Here is a 19,319-nt window from a genome sequence, read left to right as displayed (position 1 = left end):
ATGGAGCACTTGATTCATCACCGCCTGCTTCAAGGGCCAGTCGAGATCACGGTGGTCGGTGCCGGCGGCACCGGCAGCCACGTGATCAACGGTCTGGTGCAACTGCATACCGCCATGGTTGCCCTCGGGCATCCGGGGGGACTGAAGGTCCATGTGATCGACGACGACACCGTGTCCGAGTCGAACGTGGGGCGCCAGGCATTCGTGTGGTCCGATATCGGCCAGCCCAAGGCTGAAGTCCTCGTGAATCGTCTTAACCAGGCCTTCGGCCTTTACTGGACAGCCGAGGTCGGTCGTCTTGGTGAAGGCGATCGTTCCGGTGCTCCGAATCGGACGGATATGGTCATCGGCTGCGTCGATAACCGTAAGGCGAGAAAGGCGATCACCGAGGGATTCTCCGCTGGCGCCTACTACCTGGACATGGGAAACCGTCAGAACGACGGTCAGATCGTGCTCGGGGAGTTGGGCAAAGGGGCGAAGGTGCTTACCCGGAACGGACAAAGCCGGTTGCGACTTCCCACCGTCGCAGACCTGTTTCCGGAAACGGTCGAGGAGGGGCTCGATGCGAGTGACGATCAGCCCAGTTGTTCGCTGGCTGAAGCGCTCGAGAAGCAGAGCCTTTTCATCAACCGCGCAATGGCGCTACATGCCCTCAACCTGCTGTTCAAGCTGTTTCGGTACGGCAGGATCGAGAGTCATGGCGTCTTTGTGAATCTGGCCACGGATCGGGTTTCGCCCCTGGCGATCGACCCGCAGACGTGGATGCGATTCGGCTACGTTGTCGAGGAAAAGGTCGCAGCGTAGTGCCCACAAAGAGAAAGCCCCGCAAGCCAGTCACTGGCTTGCGGGGCTTATCTCGTTAGGGGTGTAATCAGCCGCCGCCGTTGTCGCAGTGTCCAGTATCCCCTCCGCCAGGGAGTGTGCTGCAGCCGCAGTTGAACTGGAGAACAGTCCCGTATTTTTTGGACTGCAAGCCGTCCGTATAGGCAAAGGCCCCCCGCATGTGATCGAGGTCGATGTTGGCGTGGGGGTTCGAGAGCAGGTGTTCGATCGTGCCCTGCTGATCATCTTGGATCGCGCCGTAGCCGGCTCCAATATATGCAGTAAGGCTGCCGTGCGAACGAATTAGGTCACAGATAAGGGCTGGGCCGTTCGGGCGGCCTACGTTGCGAGATCTCCAAAGGTTTCCAGACACATCGATGTCGCCCCGAGAATCAAAGACTGTGATTACCTGTGAGCTTGGAAGGGACTCAAAGCGTGCAGTAGGTGCGTGAAGGCCACCCAGGTAATCGATCCACTGCCCGTCTTCCTGTAGCACGAGGGCGCCACCTCTGCCGTCGCTAGCTGCAACGTACATTGAACCTGGTCTGCCTTGGTCGTTAGGAAGCGGGTGGATGATGATCTGTACAACCTCGTAGGGGTCCATACATCCGGAAGCCTCGTTGTATGAACGGTAGCCCCGAAGGTAGTAGCCCTGGATCATGCCGCGGTTCACCGATTTTTTGAACACAGACGTGCATTGCTCAGCAGCAAACCAGCTGTAGCCAACTGAGGGTACTCCCAAGCTTGCCAATGTCACAAGCAGAGCAGGTAGCTTGAATCTCATCCGAGGCATCTCCACAAGGCGTAGTCGCAGACGATCCATAGTGCTCCAAGCCAACAGGAGGAGTTGCCCCGCAAAACACCCCCTTTCACTAGTTATGTTCGAGCGCGCGCAGGTAGCGATCTACAAGGGCCAGACCTCCATGATCGGCGGCAAGCCCTGTTCGGGCCTGCCCGACGGTTCCACCTTCGATATGCTCCGCGACCTGAGCGGCCAACATCAGGTTCGACTCGAACAGGAACCGGGAGGCCTTGATACCCCCTGGCGCTGGGGACCCGGTTCGACCGAGCTTGCTGTGCTCGACGAGTGTGCGATCAAGCGGAGCGAGTAGGACCAGTCGGTCTTGGGCACGCGTCGTGGCAACGTAGTACAGGCGGCGTTCGTCTTCAATCGGCGCCCCTTGGGCGGGAAACTGTCCCTCGGCCAGATCTGGCAAGAGAACGCATGGCCATTCGAGCCCTTTGGACCGATGCACGCTGGTGATGAGCACACCGTCAGCTGCTTCCTCCTGCCGGGCTACGATCTCGCGCATCAGTTCCCGAAGCGTAGCAACGGTGTGCTGGTGCTCGCGCGCAAGTTCGATGACCTGGCGGATCATGCGACACCGCTCATCGATGCGTTCCTTTCGCACACCCGTCCGGTGGATGTGCTCAAAGAGGGACAGCCGGCGGATGGTCTCGAGCAGGAACGGCGCTGCAGGCGCATCGGGGCTCTGCCGACTTGCCCACTCCATCGCGTCGGCCGTCTTGCCCCTGATCTGCGCGAGCCACGATTTCGCCCCGGAGCTCACCTGCCGCAGGGTGCGCGACAGCGGCGCTCCTGGGGCCGTCAGCCGCGAGAGCTCGGCGCGCTTGAGGTACAGGGTCGGCGTGTTGAGCATGGCTGCGATGATTGCCTGCGCGTTGGACGGATCCCAAACTGCCGTATTACCCCCTGCCAGGCTCATGTAGCCACGCAGCACGAGCACTTCGGTCTGCTCAGCAAACGATGCGGCGCCGACGATGCGCGCGGGGATGCCATGCCGGTGCATGGCAATCTCGACGCCGACTGCGTTGGCGTACTCTCTCACAAGGATGGCGATCTCGTTGAGCTGGCGGCCCTCTGCAATCCATGCGTGGATCTCCTCGACGGCCAGATCGGCGGGCCCATGGGTGTGTAGACGGACTCTGATCCGGGTCGAATGGGCGGTGCGCGAAACGCAGAGCTTCTCCGCTCGCATGGTGTTGTTTGCGATGCAGGAGTTCGCCAGCAGCGACAATGCATGTCCGTACCGGAAGGTGCCTGTTAGGTTGTAACTCTTCACTCCCGGGAACTGCTTCTCGAACAGTGAGAGCATGAATTCCGGTCTCGCGCCTCGCCAGCCGTAAATCGTTTGGTCGTCGTCGCCAACGACCATGACCGAGGCACGTTCGCCGGCGACCATTCGCACCATCTCCATCTGGGCGTCGTTGATGTCCTGGAACTCGTCGACCAGCACGTGTCCGTAGTCGTCTGCGAGTGACGCGCGCACCAGCTCATCCTGTCTGGCTTGGAGAACGGGGTCGTAGATCAGGTCAGCGAAGAAGCGCAGTCCGGCGCGGCGGCGCCGAGCCTCGAAGAGCTTAAAGGAAGACAGCAGGCGAGCGGCGTCCGAGGCCCAGCCTGGCAGAGGGCCGCCCGTATAGAGCGCCCCTTTGAGCATGTCGATGGCCGACAGATACTCATCGAGCGCTTCATTGCTCAGGTCCTCGGGCTCCTCACCGTATTCGGCGAAGTGCTCGCTGAGCACCTGCCTTGCAAACTGGCGCGATTCGGATGCTGAGCTGACAAGCCTTGCATGAGACAGCGCACCGTCACAGGCGAGCTTTCGCGCCAGCCGCCTGCCGAAGCTGTGAAACGTGAAGACCTCGGGAGCTCCATCGGGCAGGCGCCGTGAAAGCCTCGACCGAAAGTCATCGGCCGCGCTCTTGTTGAACATTAGCACCAGGATCTGGTCGAGCCTCGAGCCCGACTCAACAAGATGCGCGATCCGCTCAACGAGCGTCGCGCTCTTTCCCGAGCCAGCAACGGCACGCACCAGGGCGTGGCCGGTACGGTGCTCGACGACTTCGAGTTGCTCACGGGTAGGACTGAACATCGCGTGCATGCTTCCTGATCTCAGCCCGTAACGGGATCGATACCGTCCTCGGGGGTCGGAGAGATGAGGGCGTAGCGCGGCAATTCGAGATCGGAGATCGGATCGACATAGCCGTGCCAATCGCCAGTGGCCTGCAGTCGCTTGAAGGCGCGCACGCCACGACGGAACTTGATCTCGCCATTACGCATGACGCTCTGGCCTGCGCGGTGAATCCAGATCCCGTGTGGGCGCCCGGTTTCGATGAAGATGAAGTAGAAGGGAAGCGTCTGACCCGTAAAGGCCCGTACCCCCTCGGTGTACATGAAGGCCTGGAGGTCATATTCCATCGACGCCACCTGACGTGCGACCTTCTCGGGACGCGCGTCATCGATGCTCTTCACGTCGAAGATCACGAACGGAGTGAGGCAATCGGCCCTGATCCGGCAGCCCACACCGGTCTCCTCGTCGATCCAGAAGATCGACTTTTCGACCTCGCCGATGTCGAGGGCCGCACGAAGCGGATAGGCGTCGAACTGGGCCACCGCCTTGACGACGCCCTCGACTGCAGCCGATTCCGTCGCGTTCAGAATTTGCTTGTCCGGATTGGCTGCCTTGAACTCATCCCAAGCCTTGCCTTTCCGATACCCAGCATAGGTCACGTAGTGCTTGGCGTACTCAGCCGGCTCGAGCACTGCGGCATGGATGGCCGTTCCGATGTTGGGCGCCTTCTCCTCGCTCTCCCCGTTGAGGTACTCGAAGTAGTGCGCCGGGGAACGGAGCAACTCCTTCATCCCGCTATTGGAGATGAAGGCTTTCTGCGCATGGTAGGTGGCGTTGTCCATCGTGGCCGTGAAACTGCCCGAAGAGACGCCATCACTGACGTTCTTCAGCAGCTTCTTGAACTCATCCCCATAGGGCAGCAAGGGGGTTTGGACATCGAGGTCCTTGTCCAGAAATACTGATGCGCTCATCACTTAAACCCTTTGGATTGCATACAAATCCAAGGTATCCCAGGCGGGCTGTTCTTCAAGCCCCCAATTTGCATTGAACGTGACCGCCCGCAAAAGGGGCTAAACGAGCTGTTTTACGTGGGGATGTCCTAACCGCGATCGCGATAGCCTCGCCTCTTGCAGAAGTCGACATCGGCTGTAGCTTGGATCGCATGCGAACACATCAACAGAACTTCACGAGAGAGGACATCGTCTGGGTTAGCGCCTTGGATGTCCGTACGACCACCGAGATATTCGCCAAGAGCTTTACTGAGTTTGGCCTCGACGGCTTCCTGCTGGAGCGAGCCAACGAGAGCCTTTCGATCATTGACCCCTCAGGTTGTTCTGTCCTGCATGTTGATGACGTGCGTGGGAGTGTGCGTCGTGAGGACGGCCTTGGCGCTGTGTTGATCCTGGCCAAAACGATTGACCTCTTCCCTGAGGTGATCTCAGCCGGCTACCGGGACGGAAGACCGTTTCTTCTGACGGATGTGACCGAAGTTGACCTGCTTGCACGATGTCCGCGAGCAGACCTTGATCGAATGTGGACACTTGCTATTCGTGCAGGACTCCTCTCCGCAGGGTCTTTGAGCGACTGCATGCGCCGCCAAATTCTCTCCCCGACACCTCCCGCCCCTGTCATCAATGGCGGGTTTCAGAACACCCTATCTCTGGGCTGAGGTTCACACCATGAAAATCAATGAGGCTGTAGGCCACCAATCTGAGATGGTCATGGCAACAATGGCTCGAGAGCAGTGCATCAAGAGCTGGGTGCTGGAACGGTTCAAGGCCAAGACTGAGGATGAAGTCACAGCGCTGCTTCGCACTGTACGTCCGTCCCATGCAATGATCGTGCAGCAGGCCATTCGCTCTACGATCGAGTATCAGACGATTGCGCTGGGAAGCAGGCAGTACGAAGTGGAGTTCTTCACAATCCCATTTGTTGTCGCGTCATCGGGTCAATTGAGTCGGGATCAACTCAATCTCGAGGGCATCATTCCCGCGATAACCCGCGCAATGAAGGAGCATCGATTGGCATCAAACGCCAACGGCGGCGCCACAGTCCTAAGTCATGCCATTCCCCATCAGCGCATTCGGTCCCTGGCCTTTGCTGACATGTTCGCTGCAACGCGCGAGATCTTCTACTCCAGTGTCGCGACGCCAGGTGCTCGACAGCAACGCATCCAAGCGTTCCGGATCGGTAACGATTCTCCATTTATGGAAATGCCCTCCGGTGATCATTTTGCGGGTCATCTGGTCGGTTGTAGCTACCGGAGGGTTGGGGCCCCGGCATCAATAGCGCGCAACCCCGCCCTGTTCGGGCTGAAGCTCAAGACCTTGCTTGAATCTCACTTTGCAACCCCTTCCATGGACGTCACCGCGTCGGTGGGATCCATGGCACCCATTTATACGGGGATTGAATCATGTGCGGTACTGCAGACCGACAGGTTTGCGCGTGCTCTGGCGCACACCTATGCGGGCGATGAGGTCTGTGCAGAGATCACCGCAGACGTTTCCGTGGTTGAGCCAGGCATCACGGAACTTAGCGTTCGGATCAAGCGTGCGAGCTCCCTCGAGACCATTGCCGACCTGAAGGTGACGTTCAATCTGAACGAGGCGGGTGGTATTGGGGATGCCCTGGCTCGTGTAGCAGGTATTTTCGATCATGACGAACAAGTCATGCGGCACACGACTCGCTACGCAACGATGATCAACTGAGGTTCAGGTTAATGCTGAGACAGGCAAGGTATTCCGTCCAGCAGCGTGGCGTCACGCTGCTGGAGGTGATGGGTGGGTTGGCGGTCGGGTCGATCATGATCGCAGGGCTGGCGACGATGGCCAGCGTATCGATCGAGGACACAAAGGCGCAGCAGGCCGCGCTACACCAGAATGCGCTGGGTAAGGCTGTCGTAAACTGGATGTCGGACGCCGCCAATCGCAACGCTGTGACCTCAACAGCGACTTTAAGTGTGCCCCGCAAGATCACTCTTGCCGAGCTTACTCCCCATCTGCCAGCTGGCTTCTCCGCAGAGAACCCATACCGTCAGACCGTCTGCGTAATGGCCTACTACGATAGCTCTACCAAGCGTATTGAGGCTGCGGTCACAACCGAAGGAGGGTCAGCGATCAACGACGCCCAGTTGGGCTATATCGTTGCACATGCCGGTTCAGGTGCTGGGGCGATCTACGCATCTCAGCCGACCGTGGCGAGAGGCGCATTCGGCTCGTGGCAGGTAACGGTGACCGATTACACGACCACGTCAGCAGCTCGGAACTGCTCTGGCTCACCTGCAGCGGCCGGTCGGTTGATGAGTCTGTTGCCCTTTGACGAGTCGGGGCTCTTTGGTATGACCGGTGCGGGCGAATGGCTGGCACGCAATGCAATCCCAGGACGCCCAGATCTGAACCGGATGAACACTACGCTCGACATGGGCGACAACCGGGTAGTGGGCCTGCAGCAGGTGCTCAACGTCCCCACCGATACCTGCACCGCGGCTCGCGAAGGCAAGGCTGGTCGCACCACGACGGGCGCACCACGCCTGTGCTCATCTGGAGCCTGGGTCGCGGCCGCCTGCTCGACAGGAGATCTGGCTTCTGGCTCCGACGGCAAGCTCTTGTCGTGCCAGGCCGGGGTGTGGAAGTCCCAGGGATCAGCGTTCTGGGAGGACGCTGTGACGAACGTTGCGGCGCTACCCGGATGCAGCGCATCCATCTCAGGGCAGACCCGGGTGGTGCTCAATGGAGGCGAGGCTGGTGGCGCTGGCCGTGCGCGTGCCTATACATGCAACGGCGCTGGTTGGGTTGCCCTGGGGCTCGACAACCTCGGCAACCTCTCAGTGCCCGGCACGGTGACAGCGACCAACGTTAATGTCTCCGGTACTGTCACGACGAACGCCGTAAATGCGTCAGGCAGAGTCACGTCCGCAGATATCGTGACCCAACGCGTGTACGATGCCAATGACACAAATTTCTACATCGATCCTGCTAGCTCCTCGCGGTTAAACTACCTCGACATCGAAGGGGTCCAGATCAACCAGGTGGCAACAGAAGGAACAGCATGCGCTCCAAATGGTCGTGTTGCTAGAGATACCGTTGGCTTGCTACTTTCTTGCCAATCCGGGGTGTGGCGAAACGGGGCCGGAGGGCTTAGTTTGGCCTCTACGTGGGTGAATATGGCTTCGCTTCGCTCAATCGGCCCAACTTATATCAACGATAGGCCTTATCCGATTTATGTATCAGTCTCTCATCACAATGGGCTAGGCAGCTTTTATGTTGACGGGATACTTGTGGCGAGAGAGCAAGGTGCAAACAGCGGTGGGACACATACAGCTACAATGATTGTCGTGCCTCCTGGTAGTTCATACCGTGTAAGTGGGATCACCAACTTAATTGGATGGGCCGAACTGCGGTAAGAGCCTGCTGGAACTCCGGAAGCATATCCATATCCTTTTCATGGTTTGCCAATCCGATATTTTTGAGGAAGGCTCAATGGGTAACGAATGTAAAGGATGTCTGCGATCAACTAATCGCAGAGCTTGGGTGGGGAGTCACGAATTGAAATATTGTGACTATCAGCAAAGTCTCTGCATGTTTTGGTTATCCGGACTACCCAAGCTGTTCTCCTGGCTGCGATAGCATTGCTGTCAGACGCTACTATCAAGGCTCATGCTCTGATATGCATGGCTCGGGAGGACAGGTTGGACACTCTGAATGATTGTGCCGCATCAGGTGATTAGACGCGACTGAACTCCGGCAGGCTTTTCAGAAGTCTTGCCCCATAGGCTTTGGTGGTCAGCCGGCGGTCGAAGATCGTGATTCGACCTCGATCCTCCTCGGTTCGGATGAGCCGCCCGACCCACTGGATCAGGATGAGGCCCGCTTTCGGTAGGGTGAGCTCGGAGAAGGGGTTCCCCTTGTTCTTCTCCACCCACTCGGCAAGGGCCTCTTCAAGCGGCGAATCCGGGGGAGGGAAGGGGATCTTCGCGATCACCACGTGCTCACACAGCGCACCGGGCAAATCCAACCCTTCGCCAAGGCCCGCCAACCCGAAAAGGATGCTGCGCGCTCCTGATTCCACTCGCCGCTTGTGGCTCTCGATCAGGTCCGGGCGCGACATGGTGCCTTGCATCAGCACGTCAGCCTTCAGGTGATCGGGGATCATGGCGTGCACCGCTTCCATCTGGCGCTTCGATGAGAAGAGCACGAGGCTGCCACGGCGCCACGACTCGAGCAGTTCAGGTAGTAGCTGGCCGATCTCCTGCGTGTGGCCCTCTACCTCTTTCGGGTCGAAGCGCATGCGTGGAACCGCGAGCTGACCCTGGGTGGCATAGTCGAAAGGAGACTGCACGGAGAGCGTGGTCACTTTTGGCAGATGCGCGAGGCCCGTTTTCTTGAGGTAGAACCGGAAGTCTCCGAGCGTCGTGACGGTCGCCGAGGCGAGCACCACGGCCGCAGCTGACGACCAGAGGTGCTTGCGCAGCACCCCCGATGCGGTGATCGGCGAGGCATGGACGATGATGTCCTTGCCGTCGGCCGCAAGCTCAAGCCACTTCGCAAGCGGCGGACCGTTCTCGGGCCGCTCCCTGATCATGAGCTGCCACACGTCGATCAACGCGGCGAGCTTGCCCGAATACCCCCCGAAGTCCCGAATCAGCGGTTCCGCGGTGACTGCGCTTATCTCACCGGCCTCGATCGCATCCTCGAGGCCTCCACGGACCTTCTCCACCAGGCGCCCCGTGTCCTGGGTGAGCGATGCCAGTTCGCCGGCGATGACGAGCATGTCGTCTTGGAGTTCGCCATTGGGGAAACGGTAGATCTTCTTCTCACCGAAGAGGTTTGCCGCGCGCAGAGCGCTCTGCAACTCTTTGAGCTTGGTCTCGAGTGCCTTGATGGTCTCGCCCACGCCATTGACGTTGCGCTTGGCCGGCATGCTGGTCATCACCCTCGCCAGAAACCCTGGCATGCGTTCGAGCCACCGGATCGAGCCCTGCAGCGGTGCGTGGGTCGCAAAACGCGCTACGGCGACGTCAGGGAGATGGTGAGCTTCGTCGAAGATGAAGATCACCTCGCTCGGCGCCGGCAGAAGTGGGCTTTCAGAGGCGAGGCAGGAGAGCACCAGATCGTGGTTGGCGACGATCACATCGGCGGAGAGAATCGTAGCGCGGGCCTTGAAGTAGGGGCACTCCGTGACGTGCGGACAGCGCCGCCCCGAGCACCCGCCCGAATCGGTTGTTACCCGCGACCAGAGATCCTGCGGGATCGTTTCCGGAAACACGTCCCGATCGCCCGACCAGCGCTTCTCGTCGAACTCCTTCACGAGCTTGCGCAGGAACTTGATCTCCTTTTCCTCGGGCTTTCGCTCCCACACCCCGGTGCTGGGCTCGTCGTCGAACAGTCCGTCCTGGCCTGCATTACCTGCCACTTGGTTCAGCCGTGCCGGGCACAGATAGCGTCCTCGACCCTTGGCCAGGGCGTACTCGATCTTTTCCCCAAAGTGCTTGGTGAGGGCTGGAAGATCCCGCTCGTAGAGCTGCTCCTGAAGCGAAACGGTCCCCGTGGACACCACGAGCTTTTTACCCATCGCCTTGGCCATGACCAGTGCGGGGATCAGGTAGCCGATGGTCTTGCCCACACCGGTCTTGCCCTCGACCACGATGATGTTCTGCCCGTCAGCCGGCTCATCTTCCTTCAGCCGAGTACGGGCGAGGGTGTTGGCGATACCGGCGATCATCTCCCGTTGGCCGTATCGAGCCTTGAAACCGGGGATTCCCGCCTGAACACGACTGTAGAAATTTCGCACCCGCTGCTTGAGGGCTTCGTCGGTCAGCATTCGAGCACCACCGGGTAGTCTTCCCATGCCACCGAGTTCGCGGGCGACCCGGCTGGGACATCCTTGGCGTGGATTGCACAATCCATGTCCATGCACGCAGTGGCCGGGATGGCGAGATAGGCGAGCACAGGCTCACCGTCGAACGACTCAGCGGGAGAGCAGATGACGTCACACAGCACGTCACCGACAGTTTCACGGCCGCAGTACGTCGTATCGGGGATGGGGGAGAATTTCGCGTTCATGCAACGAGCGTCGCACGAACGTCCCGGAGTTCAAGCCCCCAATTGACATCCTCCCCGCCCTCTCGCTTCGCTTGCCACGCAGCGGGAAGGGCGGGGATTCCTGCTGGGCTAGGCCGCATGGCCTACCCCTTCGGTGGGTTCTCGCTTCACCGGGCGGCCTGACTGCACCTCTCCCTCCACGAGCGCTTGGCCGTCGCCGGCCAGAACCGCGTGTCCCGCGGCCAGAATGTTCTTCGCGGCATTGACGTCCGCGTGGTCGGTGTGGCCACAGGACCGGCACCGGAAAGCTTCGCCCTTGCGATTGTCCGCATGGGTGTGAGCGCAGGCGTGGCAGCGCTGCGAGGTGTAAGCGGGATGGACGAGCACGAGCACTCCATCGCGCCATTCGAGCTTGTACGCGAGCTGGTCCTTGAACATCGACCAGCCCTGATCGAGGATCGAGCGGTTCAGGCCCGCCTTCTGACGCACCCGCTTGCCGGGCGCCTCCTGCGAGCCTGCGGCCGAGGCGCTCATCGATCGAACCTTCAGATCCTCCAGGCACACGAGCGCGTGTTCGCGGGCGATCTGCGTCGACAGCTTATGCAGGAAGTCCGCCCGCTGGCGGGCGATCCCCTGGTGGATCTTCGCCACCCGGGCTTGTGCCTTGCGAAGCCGGTTCGAAGGCTGCAGCCGGAACCCCTTCGGGAAGGGTTTGCCCTTCGGGATGCCGGCGGCGACCTTGGCCGCTTCGAGCTTGCGAGCCACCGCTCGCTGGTAGCGGCGCAAGCGCTGGACGGCACGCTTGTGCGCATCGAGCGGCGCGATCCGCTGCCCGGTGTCGAAGGCGGCGAAGTTCGCCACCCCGCGATCGATGCCGCAGGCCTTCGGGCCGCGCTCGAGCGCCCCGGCCTCGAACGCGCAGGCGATCGACACGTACCAGCCATTGGCCTCGGCGCGCAGCGTGACCGTGATCGCTCGCCCCTCGATGGGGCGGCTCGCCCGGTAGCGCAACCAACCCACCTTGGGAAAGCGGATGCGCCCGTTGGCCGCGTCCACCGAGAAGCACTTCACATCGGTCTCGCGCAGACCGATCGGGTCGCCGCGGCGCTTGAACTTCGGGTAGCCGCCTTCCTTTCTGAAAAAGCGCTGGAAGGCGCCATCGAGCGCACGCACCACGTTTTGCAGCGCGTGCACCGGCACCTCGGCAAGATAGGCCGTCTCCGGGACCTTGCGCCAGGCGGTGACCCACTGGCACATACCCGCGAAGCCGGCATACTTCTCGCCACGCTCGCGTCGAGCCTGCTGCTCGGCCAGGGCGAGGTTCCACACCTTGCGGCTGCACCCCGCCCAGCGTCGTAGCACCGCCTCGGCCTTGCGGTTGCTCCGCATCCGATACCGGTACGCACGATGGAAGCCCGCTCCCTCACTCATGCGATCAGGCTCTCACGTCCGGTCCGAATTTCAAGCCCCCAGTTCGCCTGCAGCGAGCGCGCTATCCTTCCCCGGCCTGAAGTACCGGGGCTGGACGCGCATTTCGGTCATTACTGGGGGAGACTTTCGGGGAACGTCTCGGGCCAGGACAATCGATCCTCGGGTTGTATGAGTTCGGGACGGAGGTGCTTGCGACCAAGGTGTTCGAGGTGCAACGCAACGTCACCGGTCACACCATACTCCGCGATGAGCCTGTGGCTTGTCGAGTCGGCGAGGCGGTTTGTGCTCAGCAAAGCACAGGGCGAGCCGGTTGATGTCGAGGAGTTCGTGGATAACGATAGCGAGGCAGACTGGGATCCGGCTGACGCCTGAGCAGATCCTGCGCTAGTGTTCCGAGCCAGCAACGAAGCGCTCGTCGCACGCGAGAAAACCCACATCGACGACGAACCAGCGGCCACGATCGCCTGGCTCAATCATCGCCAAGGCAAAGACAGGTTGATCCCCACGACGCCAGGTGGCGATCGCTTGGTCGTACTTGCCTTCAGCGATGTGGGTGACCTCCGCGCTCATCAGCAGGAATGGAGCTCCGTGAAAGTTGCGTAGGCGTAGCGGGCTGAGTGGCTGATCCTGACGCTTGGCCGACGCCAGTCGCCCGAGGACCAGGACCCGGCGACGCGCTTCGGTTGCACGCTTGATCGCCGCAGCGTTGTGGGCGTCGGCTGTACCGCCCTCATGTAGCTCCCCGATCACCAGGTTCTGCGCGAGTTGCTCGCCGTTGATCTCGATCTCGGTAGCCGCAGAGCGTAGTCGGTTCAGAACTGTGAACGTGTTGCGCTTGCCGGTCCAAGACGCCTTCCATTCGTTCAGGCCCGCAAATTGCCAGAGCCTTTGAAGCAAGTCCTCCAGCGTGACGCGATGCACCCGTGGGCTCTGCTTTGTGCCTACTCCCCTCGTCCCGCCGGTTGCGGGTGCCTGCCTTGACACTGTGAATCCCAAGGGCAGACGATCCTTTGGTGCCTCGTCCTGTTCAGTTCGATTGGGAGGCTCAGGAAGTAAGTTCTTCGCCCCTCGCGAATCACGGTGGAATCGGCAAGAATTCTTGTGCGCTTCACCTTGACCAGGGAACGCTTGAAGGTGATATCGGCCCCGACTTTCGTGGACTGACAGTTGCAGTCGTGAAGAGTCGCCGGAGCACAGGCAGAGTACTGGTGTGCCGCTGGCCTTAGCCCTTGCAAGAACGGATTGCCAGAATGAGACTTTATGCGAGTCCGTTTGGGCGCTCACTCCGTATGTAGCTTGTCCGATCCGGATAGCGAAGAATCTGCTTTGCATCGAAGCGCCCTTTCTACTGGAGGTCAGCACCTAGCCGCATTGGACGTCCAATGTGTGCTTAGATTGACTTGCATAGCGCGTCGGCAATGCTCGAGATAACAGATTGCCCTCGTAGAGACACATCCAATGACGCCACGAGGGTGTTGTCGAACTTAAGATCCCGTATGGTGCCGAAGCCGCGCTGGCAGTCCGATTGAAGGATTGAGTAGATTCCGTAGTCGTATGTGTTTTTGTTTTTGTCGTGGATTCTGTACAGGGAAGTGAGCGCTGGTTTGTCCTTGTACTTACTCTTTTTAAAAGTCCGAACGTTCAACGCGAATTCATCACCTGATCTTTCAGCGGTGGCCACCTTATTCCATGCACTTGAATCGTTCTCCAGCGACACTTTCTGCGTGGTTTGATCCCATGTTTGGCAGGCCACGGTGGCCAGAGCATCTGTCACGGTTGGCCCGAACCGTACGAACTGAGACTGCTCCAGGAAGTTGCCCTGCATGTCGTTCGAAATCAAATACCCGTACCCGCTCTTACAGGCGCTGAGCTTTACAAAGACATGGTAATACTCGAACTTATTCGTCTGAATGTTCTTTCTTTCTACGAGGTAGCCGTATGCAACATTAGGTTTTCCACCCAGCGAGAAAAATGTCCCGCTCCCTTTCTGGCCGTACCAGTCATAGGTCGACGTGCCGCTGATGTGAATCCAAGACGCTTCCTTGTCGTCAGCTAGAATGTGTCCAGAAAAGAGCAGGGTTGTAGCAAGGGCGAGTGCAATCTGGGTCCGCATGGATGTCTCTTCCGTTAGAGTGGTTGGGACTGGTAGGGTGGCCTGCGACTTCACGATTTTGTCATGCAGTTGCAAACTCCTTCTGCAACGACTTGCGTCGATCTATGCGAAATTTCACAGAATCCGATCAGAGTCCGCACGGTTGTGTGAAGAGAATGAGGATGTTTGCCTCTCAATCCCCTGTGTCAAATGGGTCGGTTTCGCAGGGCAGATCTCCAGTCTCGTAGCACGCGCTTACCCTTCAATCCAATCGACCGTTCGTCAGCACGGCGCCCACGCCTCCAAGATCCGGCTGCAGGAGCTCCCGACGGAGCTTGGATCAACCGAGCGAGTGCTTGCGGCTAGCACCGTTGATGGCAAGAATCCTTCCCAAAATGCCAGTCTCCTCTTGCTCAGAGAAGCAGTAGGTGTACAGGTTCTTAGCAGAACCATATCCCTGCTGGCCACCATACTTTCTGATCAAGGCCCGTACTTTAGTGAGCGGTAGCGACAGAAGGACCGACGGTGCCGCAGCGCGTTCGCAGTTGCGCTCTGAGCCAACAACTGCAAACCCGAGGGCTTTCGTGTAGTAGCCAACGTGGCGAGGATTTACCTCGATGAGCAGTGTTGTGCTCTCGCTGACGACATAGGCGTACAGATACGCTATATGAAGAAGAGCTGCCATGACCTGCTTGTTCAGCTCGGTTTGGTCTATAGCAAATCTGGTGAGCTCGCAAAGGCGCGCGCCTGGAACCCGCAGCCTTGCTACCTCATGTGGGTATGTCGCTTCACATAGAAGCCCGGATGCACCATCCAGGCCGACAGTGACTGTCCCCAGAACTTGCGTTGCGTTGCTCGCGCAAAGTGTGATCGAGTCAGGTCTCTCTGTATTCTTGTGATCAACTGCGTACCCACGCCATCTGTAGCGCTGTTCGATGAGCATGCTTGCTGCGCCACGATGTCCATCAGTGTCAGCCACTCTCACCTTGAACAAGAAGGTGGTCTCTATCGGCGAACGTTGTGCTGGCTGGACGAGCACCTGCCGCAGACCGTTTGAGTGCAGTGCAATGTCGAGGATCGCACCATCCGCTGAGGACGGTGTGTGAAGCTGGCGGTGGCCCATTGCAGTCATCCGCATTGCGTACCCCATTTGCCATTCCCAGTGGCCATCAGGGTCGCCTCACCTTCTCGCTCCGCGTGTTCGGCAGTGTCCGATTTCTCGACAGGACGGCCAAACCAGTTACCTTGGAGCAGCTTGATACCAAGCGAGGTCACGAAGTCACGCTTGGCTGGGCAGTCTATTCCCTCGGCAATGATCACTGCGCTGTGGTCGAGTCCGACACGCATCACCTTTTCAAGTGATCGGTGGTCATTTGCTTGAAAGCAGTCGTCTACCCATTCCCTGTCTAGCTTGAGGAAAGCCGGCTTCACGGCACAGACAAAGGCATCGTCGCCGTATTCGTGCCCTAAACGGCAGTCATCCAGCGCGACGTAGATACCGCTGCTCAAGCAACGGCGTGTGAAAGACGAAAGCGTGTTCGCGTCGCTTCTGTACGTCTGAGTGATATCGACAATGACACGTCGTGATGTTCTAGCTAGCCCCAAGAGCTCTCCAAAGTACTCATCGGAGGCTAGCTCGAGGGTGCGTGCTGAAACATTTACTGCGATTCGACCCATAGTTCGGGTGTCTTCCATTGCTCTACGAACAACACGAACCATGGCGCAATCGACCGACACAACGTAACCGCTCTGCTCCCATCGCCGGAACAGTCCTGCTTGAAGCGAAGCACTTCCCTTGAACCGAAACAAGGCCTCTTCAGCATATCGCCCCTTTCCATTCACCCAGACGATAGGCTGGAAGTACGGCTCGATGTAATCACATAGCTGCAACTGATGACCCCTGTTGAGTGCCCACTACTCAACATGAATTTATCCGAGGTCCTGCCTGGGGTTTAGGACGTAAAACGGCCCATTTCACCCCTTATGCATTAATGATGAAGCGGGGCCTCATGCTGAGGCCTGAATGAGTCAGCAAATGAGCGATGAATGAAACCAGAGCACTGCCCAATTTGGGCAAAGGGGCGCGATCCGTCCCCTTACGCAGCTCCCGAAGCTGGTTGGGGGAGATCTCTCCGAAGGCACGCCCGGGAAGATCGGGCTGTGGTGTAGCGCTGGGAGCGGCCCTGCGCTCTGATTATTGGACCACGCTAGCACCGCCCCGGCTGTTAGCTTGGGGTAGAGGTCATCGGATGCGCCGCACCCAAATCAGCGTGGTCGATGCGACGTGCAGGGGGAATCGAGCGGGACATGATAGTGACGCCAATAGCGTGCACGACCGCGGACTTCGTGCAGCTGTCTGGCCAGGGTCGTTGGCGCGTCAAGTGTGACTCGGACGACGTGCCAACCAACGCCAAAGGCCGGATGCCAGGGATCGAGTACGCTGTCGCACTGGTACAGAATCTGCAGGCTCCATCCTCGCGGAGGTGGATGGTCCTCGATCAAAGCCCAGTCACTGGTGATCTCGAAGGTTCGACCTGGTCGAGTTTCAACGCCATCGTTTAGTAGTGCGTACCTGCGAAGACTTGCCAGCGCCTGGATCGAAGCTCCCTTGATCGTGGTTTCCGCGCCTGGACCTTCGCCACGGAGATGCGCCTCAAGAAAAGGATGCGTCAGAAGCTGCTCAATGAGTGCGTTGATCCGTACTGCCCGGTTACGATACAGCACCTGTGCCCAGCGCACCCTGCAGCTGATTTCAGCAATGGATGCGTGAAGCGCCGGCGCCGGATCAAGATGGCCGCAGTCCAAACAAAGCAGCCCATGAGTGCTCGCTACCAGCAACCCCGGCTCATCGAATACCGGTCTTTCCGAACCACTTGCGCAGCTCGGACACCTGCTACGTGCGAACGGGTGATCACTGAGGCCGAATTGATGCTCGTTCACCGCCTGGATGAGCTCAGCATCGAAGGGGGCTCGATTGATCGGCATCGACGAGATAAGTCAGTTCGCAGGAGCGCTATCGACCTGATCGGCCTCGGCTCGTGACGTCTGCGATGACACGCTGTCAGCTTCCGCACGCGAGCTCATCTCCTCAACAAAGCGTTGCGCCGACAGATTTTTTGAGGCCTCCGCCTCGATCGTGCGCAACACCTGCGGCATCCACTTAGGCCTGTGCTCTTCTTTCTGGCTCCAATATGCGCGCGTATCTACCGGGTTGCCTTGGCGAAGCACATGCTTTCGGCCAAAGAACGGCGAAGAGGGAGACTCGCCGATGTTGAAGATCGCCCGATCCTCCTTCTCGGGGCAGCGCTCCTTGTTGAGGATCAGCGCATAGCCAATCGGCTTGTCAGGCTCCGGCGGCAGGATGACGCCGGTTGAGAGTTGCTCTTCTTCCCAGTCGCGTGCGAACTCCACCATCACGCCTTCGTATTTGCACTTCTTCGCCCACAGTGGGGCCTGCTCAGTCATGGACACCGCATAGACCTTCACGTCCTTCTCGATGAGGATGTCCTCATCAGCGCGGGCGACAACGTTCAGGGTCTGGGTGGCGATGGTCGCTGCAATGAAGATAACGTTGAGTGCTTCGAGCATTGTGTTCGTTCCTGCAGGGCTGGTTGTTGTCAGGTCAGAAATCGCAGCGAAAGGGCCGCAGGGTATGCGCGTGTGTGGATGTTGCTTTGTATGAAGCGCACGCAAGACGCAGCGGTCTTTAGCACCATCCAGTGTTCATCGACGAGAGTTTCCGGGAACAGCGTGCCCAGCGCCTTGCGCTACATCATGGGGCGTGGGTCCGCGGACAACGGGTGCGGCTTGATCCCCGTTCGGGTGGTAATTCTTGGCCCCCATTAAACAGGCAAACAGCCTCTGACCTCGCGCCGTAAACCGCTGTTATATGGCCCTGGGTTTTCATCCTCCCCGTGCGCGCGTCGTTTGCCGCTCATCTGGGAGCACCACTGAACATCCATCGTTTGCAGATCTCTTCGACTCGAGCGCACATCTCTTCGTTGAACTCGCCGATGTGGCACGACTCGACATCGATCCCAAGCTCCCTTGCCAGCCAGGAGTAAGCATCCGCACGGCTCATCCGGCCAGATTTCCAGAACGGATCGAAGAGGGCGTGTGCCCGCGCCTTGGCCTTTCTCAACGACGCGTTAGCCAGGCGGCCGAGCGGCTGCGTACCGTCGTATCCGAACCGACGGTTCGGTGCGTGGCAACCGACATGCGCACCGCACGGGGCACAACGCCAGAAGCGCTTGGCGTGCAGTTCCGGACGGTCACGGTAGATTACGTCCCCGCCGACCAACTCTGCAGGGGCGCTGCAGTACGGACAGGACACGGTGGGGCGGAGGGCAACGACCTCGGCTGCACGCCCGAGGGTGTTGAGTGACGAGTTGGACGAGCCGCGCAGGAGATCGTGCGGGGTTGAATTGCTCATAGCCCGCTTTGCCTGGTCAGCCTGCAATCCGAGCTTGGGCAGCGTTGCGAAGCCACGCCGCACCGAGCTTGGTGACCTCGACTTCGCCTTTATGCCGCACGACCAGATCTTTCTTCGCCAGTCCGCCAACCGCACGGCCCTCGGTGTGGTCGTACGACAGCATGGTGCCCGGCGTAAGGTCGTTACCGATTTCGTCGAGGACGGACTCCATGAAGGCGAGTTCGCCCGGCGATAGCTTCACCCGACGAGCCGCCAAGCGCGTCATCAGGTCATCGCAGTCAGTCTTCGAGTGCCCGGTTTTCGCCCAAGCAGCGAAAGAGGCAAGGTGGCAGGTCGTGGTGGTGCCGATGACGGACACCATCCGCTGCTCCACGTAGCTGTACTGCTGCGTAACCTTTGCCGCCAAGACGCGGTACTCGACCTGCTCGATACCCGCAGCATTCGCGCCTATTGCGAGAACTTCCCGAACCGCGGCCTTCCCGTCGTGGTAGATGCCCCCGACCTTGATGTCTTCTACCTTCATTATCGTCCCCACATAGGCATTCAGCATGCGCCCCACGGATGCAATCCAACATACCGCATTAAGCCGCGACTTCAAGGCACGAGCGTGTCGCCCCCTTTCACGC

Annotated in this window: 18 protein-coding genes; 5 read left to right on the top strand and 13 right to left on the bottom strand. The window is 59.5% G+C overall.

The features are described 5' to 3' along the window. Positions 1–804, top strand: a complete 804-nt coding sequence (locus tag B447_RS13680) for a PRTRC system ThiF family protein (RefSeq protein WP_002941193.1) — start codon at positions 1–3, stop codon at positions 802–804. Between the two features lie 67 nt (positions 805–871). On the opposite strand, the gene B447_RS13675 is transcribed toward B447_RS13680, so the two are convergent. From B447_RS13675 to B447_RS21865, 3 genes are all read right to left on the bottom strand, one after another. After that, on the bottom strand, positions 872–1,606 hold the full coding sequence (locus tag B447_RS13675; RefSeq protein ID WP_002941187.1) for a hypothetical protein: 735 nt from the start codon (positions 1,604–1,606) through the stop codon (positions 872–874). Between the two features lie 88 nt (positions 1,607–1,694). Further along, positions 1,695–3,728: an ATP-dependent helicase gene (locus tag B447_RS13670; RefSeq protein WP_083491459.1), complete on the bottom strand. Its 2,034-nt coding sequence runs from the start codon at positions 3,726–3,728 to the stop codon at positions 1,695–1,697. Positions 3,729–3,739: 11 nt separating this feature from the next. Beyond that, positions 3,740–4,669 (bottom strand): PD-(D/E)XK nuclease-like domain-containing protein, encoded by a 930-nt coding sequence (locus tag B447_RS21865; RefSeq protein ID WP_002941181.1) that lies wholly within the window; start codon positions 4,667–4,669, stop codon positions 3,740–3,742. A 191-nt stretch (positions 4,670–4,860) separates the two neighbouring features. Between B447_RS21865 and B447_RS13660 the strand changes: the two genes are divergently transcribed. The 3 genes from B447_RS13660 to pilV are packed head-to-tail and all read left to right on the top strand — an operon-like array spanning position 4,861 to position 8,100. After that, a complete protein-coding gene (locus B447_RS13660) occupies positions 4,861–5,367 on the top strand; it encodes a hypothetical protein (RefSeq protein WP_002941180.1) in 507 nt (168 codons plus the stop codon). Positions 5,368–5,377: 10 nt separating this feature from the next. Then, positions 5,378–6,406 carry a hypothetical protein gene (locus tag B447_RS13655; protein ID WP_002941179.1) on the top strand — a complete coding sequence of 343 codons (1,029 nt, stop codon included), beginning with the start codon at positions 5,378–5,380 and terminating at the stop codon, positions 6,404–6,406. 11 nt (positions 6,407–6,417) lie between these two features. Then, positions 6,418–8,100 (top strand): shufflon system plasmid conjugative transfer pilus tip adhesin PilV, encoded by a 1,683-nt coding sequence (gene pilV, locus B447_RS22745; RefSeq protein ID WP_083491458.1) that lies wholly within the window; start codon positions 6,418–6,420, stop codon positions 8,098–8,100. Between the two features lie 320 nt (positions 8,101–8,420). Here the strand turns inward: pilV and dinG are convergent, their stop codons facing one another. The 3 genes from dinG to B447_RS13640 form a co-directional block, all read right to left on the bottom strand. Continuing rightward, complete coding sequence (gene dinG, locus B447_RS13650; protein ID WP_002941171.1) at positions 8,421–10,517, bottom strand: ATP-dependent DNA helicase DinG; 2,097 nt, start codon at positions 10,515–10,517, stop codon at positions 8,421–8,423. After that, positions 10,511–10,759 (bottom strand): hypothetical protein, encoded by a 249-nt coding sequence (locus B447_RS13645; protein ID WP_002941168.1) that lies wholly within the window; start codon positions 10,757–10,759, stop codon positions 10,511–10,513. The genes dinG and B447_RS13645 overlap by 7 nt, the downstream gene beginning before the upstream one ends. A 108-nt stretch (positions 10,760–10,867) precedes the next feature. Beyond that, the gene (locus tag B447_RS13640) at positions 10,868–12,169 is read right to left on the bottom strand and encodes an RNA-guided endonuclease InsQ/TnpB family protein (RefSeq protein ID WP_037982820.1); all 1,302 of its coding nucleotides are present in this window, start codon (positions 12,167–12,169) and stop codon (positions 10,868–10,870) included. A 246-nt stretch (positions 12,170–12,415) separates the two neighbouring features. On the opposite strand from B447_RS13640, the gene B447_RS23000 reads away from it, so the two are divergent. Beyond that, the gene (locus B447_RS23000; RefSeq protein WP_269745248.1) at positions 12,416–12,541 is read left to right on the top strand and encodes a hypothetical protein; all 126 of its coding nucleotides are present in this window, start codon (positions 12,416–12,418) and stop codon (positions 12,539–12,541) included. A 12-nt stretch (positions 12,542–12,553) separates the two neighbouring features. On the opposite strand, the gene B447_RS22205 is transcribed toward B447_RS23000, so the two are convergent. The 7 genes from B447_RS22205 to B447_RS21855 all read right to left on the bottom strand — a co-directional run bounded on the left by B447_RS22205 (position 12,554) and on the right by B447_RS21855 (position 19,216). After that, entirely contained in the window at positions 12,554–13,501 is a 948-nt protein-coding gene (locus tag B447_RS22205) for a DUF1173 family protein (protein WP_157384679.1), read from the bottom strand. Between the two features lie 58 nt (positions 13,502–13,559). After that, positions 13,560–14,282 (bottom strand): hypothetical protein, encoded by a 723-nt coding sequence (locus B447_RS13630; RefSeq protein WP_002941159.1) that lies wholly within the window; start codon positions 14,280–14,282, stop codon positions 13,560–13,562. 319 nt (positions 14,283–14,601) lie between these two features. After that, a complete protein-coding gene (locus tag B447_RS22565; protein ID WP_157384678.1) occupies positions 14,602–15,384 on the bottom strand; it encodes an N-acyl amino acid synthase FeeM domain-containing protein in 783 nt (260 codons plus the stop codon). Positions 15,385–15,389: 5 nt separating this feature from the next. After that, complete coding sequence (locus B447_RS13620; RefSeq protein WP_083491455.1) at positions 15,390–16,151, bottom strand: EAL domain-containing protein; 762 nt, start codon at positions 16,149–16,151, stop codon at positions 15,390–15,392. 1,107 nt (positions 16,152–17,258) lie between these two features. Next, positions 17,259–17,849, bottom strand: coding sequence for a hypothetical protein (locus tag B447_RS13610; RefSeq protein ID WP_002941141.1), 591 nt, complete (start codon positions 17,847–17,849; stop codon positions 17,259–17,261). 346 nt (positions 17,850–18,195) lie between these two features. After that, positions 18,196–18,693: a zinc-finger-containing protein gene (locus B447_RS13605; protein ID WP_232431627.1), complete on the bottom strand. Its 498-nt coding sequence runs from the start codon at positions 18,691–18,693 to the stop codon at positions 18,196–18,198. A gap of 16 nt (positions 18,694–18,709) precedes the next feature. Then, positions 18,710–19,216 carry a hypothetical protein gene (locus B447_RS21855; RefSeq protein ID WP_157384677.1) on the bottom strand — a complete coding sequence of 169 codons (507 nt, stop codon included), beginning with the start codon at positions 19,214–19,216 and terminating at the stop codon, positions 18,710–18,712. Positions 19,217–19,319: the final 103 nt, after the last annotated feature.

This window comes from Thauera sp. 27 (assembly GCF_000310125.2).
Lineage (GTDB): Bacteria > Pseudomonadota > Gammaproteobacteria > Burkholderiales > Rhodocyclaceae > Thauera > Thauera mechernichensis.
This window is presented reverse-complemented; position numbering and strand designations above follow the sequence as displayed.

Bases quoted from the DNA above. Each gene is read 5' to 3' on its own strand.
- B447_RS21855 (WP_157384677.1), bottom strand. From the start codon at position 19,216: ATGAAGGTAGAAGACATCAAGGTCGGGGGCATCTACCACGACGGGAAG.
- B447_RS13645 (WP_002941168.1), bottom strand. From the start codon at position 10,759: ATGAACGCGAAATTCTCCCCCATCCCCGATACGACGTACTGCGGCCGT.
- pilV (WP_083491458.1), top strand. From the start codon at position 6,418: ATGCTGAGACAGGCAAGGTATTCCGTCCAGCAGCGTGGCGTCACGCTG.
- B447_RS13655 (WP_002941179.1), top strand. From the start codon at position 5,378: ATGAAAATCAATGAGGCTGTAGGCCACCAATCTGAGATGGTCATGGCA.
- B447_RS22205 (WP_157384679.1), bottom strand. From the start codon at position 13,501: ATGCAAAGCAGATTCTTCGCTATCCGGATCGGACAAGCTACATACGGA.
- B447_RS13660 (WP_002941180.1), top strand. From the start codon at position 4,861: ATGCGAACACATCAACAGAACTTCACGAGAGAGGACATCGTCTGGGTT.
- B447_RS13675 (WP_002941187.1), bottom strand. From the start codon at position 1,606: ATGAGATTCAAGCTACCTGCTCTGCTTGTGACATTGGCAAGCTTGGGA.
- B447_RS21865 (WP_002941181.1), bottom strand. From the start codon at position 4,669: ATGAGCGCATCAGTATTTCTGGACAAGGACCTCGATGTCCAAACCCCC.
- B447_RS13630 (WP_002941159.1), bottom strand. From the start codon at position 14,282: ATGCGGACCCAGATTGCACTCGCCCTTGCTACAACCCTGCTCTTTTCT.
- B447_RS23000 (WP_269745248.1), top strand. From the start codon at position 12,416: ATGAGCCTGTGGCTTGTCGAGTCGGCGAGGCGGTTTGTGCTCAGCAAA.
- B447_RS13680 (WP_002941193.1), top strand. From the start codon at position 1: ATGGAGCACTTGATTCATCACCGCCTGCTTCAAGGGCCAGTCGAGATC.
- B447_RS13640 (WP_037982820.1), bottom strand. From the start codon at position 12,169: ATGAGTGAGGGAGCGGGCTTCCATCGTGCGTACCGGTATCGGATGCGG.
- B447_RS13670 (WP_083491459.1), bottom strand. From the start codon at position 3,728: ATGCACGCGATGTTCAGTCCTACCCGTGAGCAACTCGAAGTCGTCGAG.
- dinG (WP_002941171.1), bottom strand. From the start codon at position 10,517: ATGCTGACCGACGAAGCCCTCAAGCAGCGGGTGCGAAATTTCTACAGT.
- B447_RS13605 (WP_232431627.1), bottom strand. From the start codon at position 18,693: ATGAGCAATTCAACCCCGCACGATCTCCTGCGCGGCTCGTCCAACTCG.
- B447_RS13610 (WP_002941141.1), bottom strand. From the start codon at position 17,849: ATGCTCGAAGCACTCAACGTTATCTTCATTGCAGCGACCATCGCCACC.
- B447_RS22565 (WP_157384678.1), bottom strand. From the start codon at position 15,384: ATGGGCCACCGCCAGCTTCACACACCGTCCTCAGCGGATGGTGCGATC.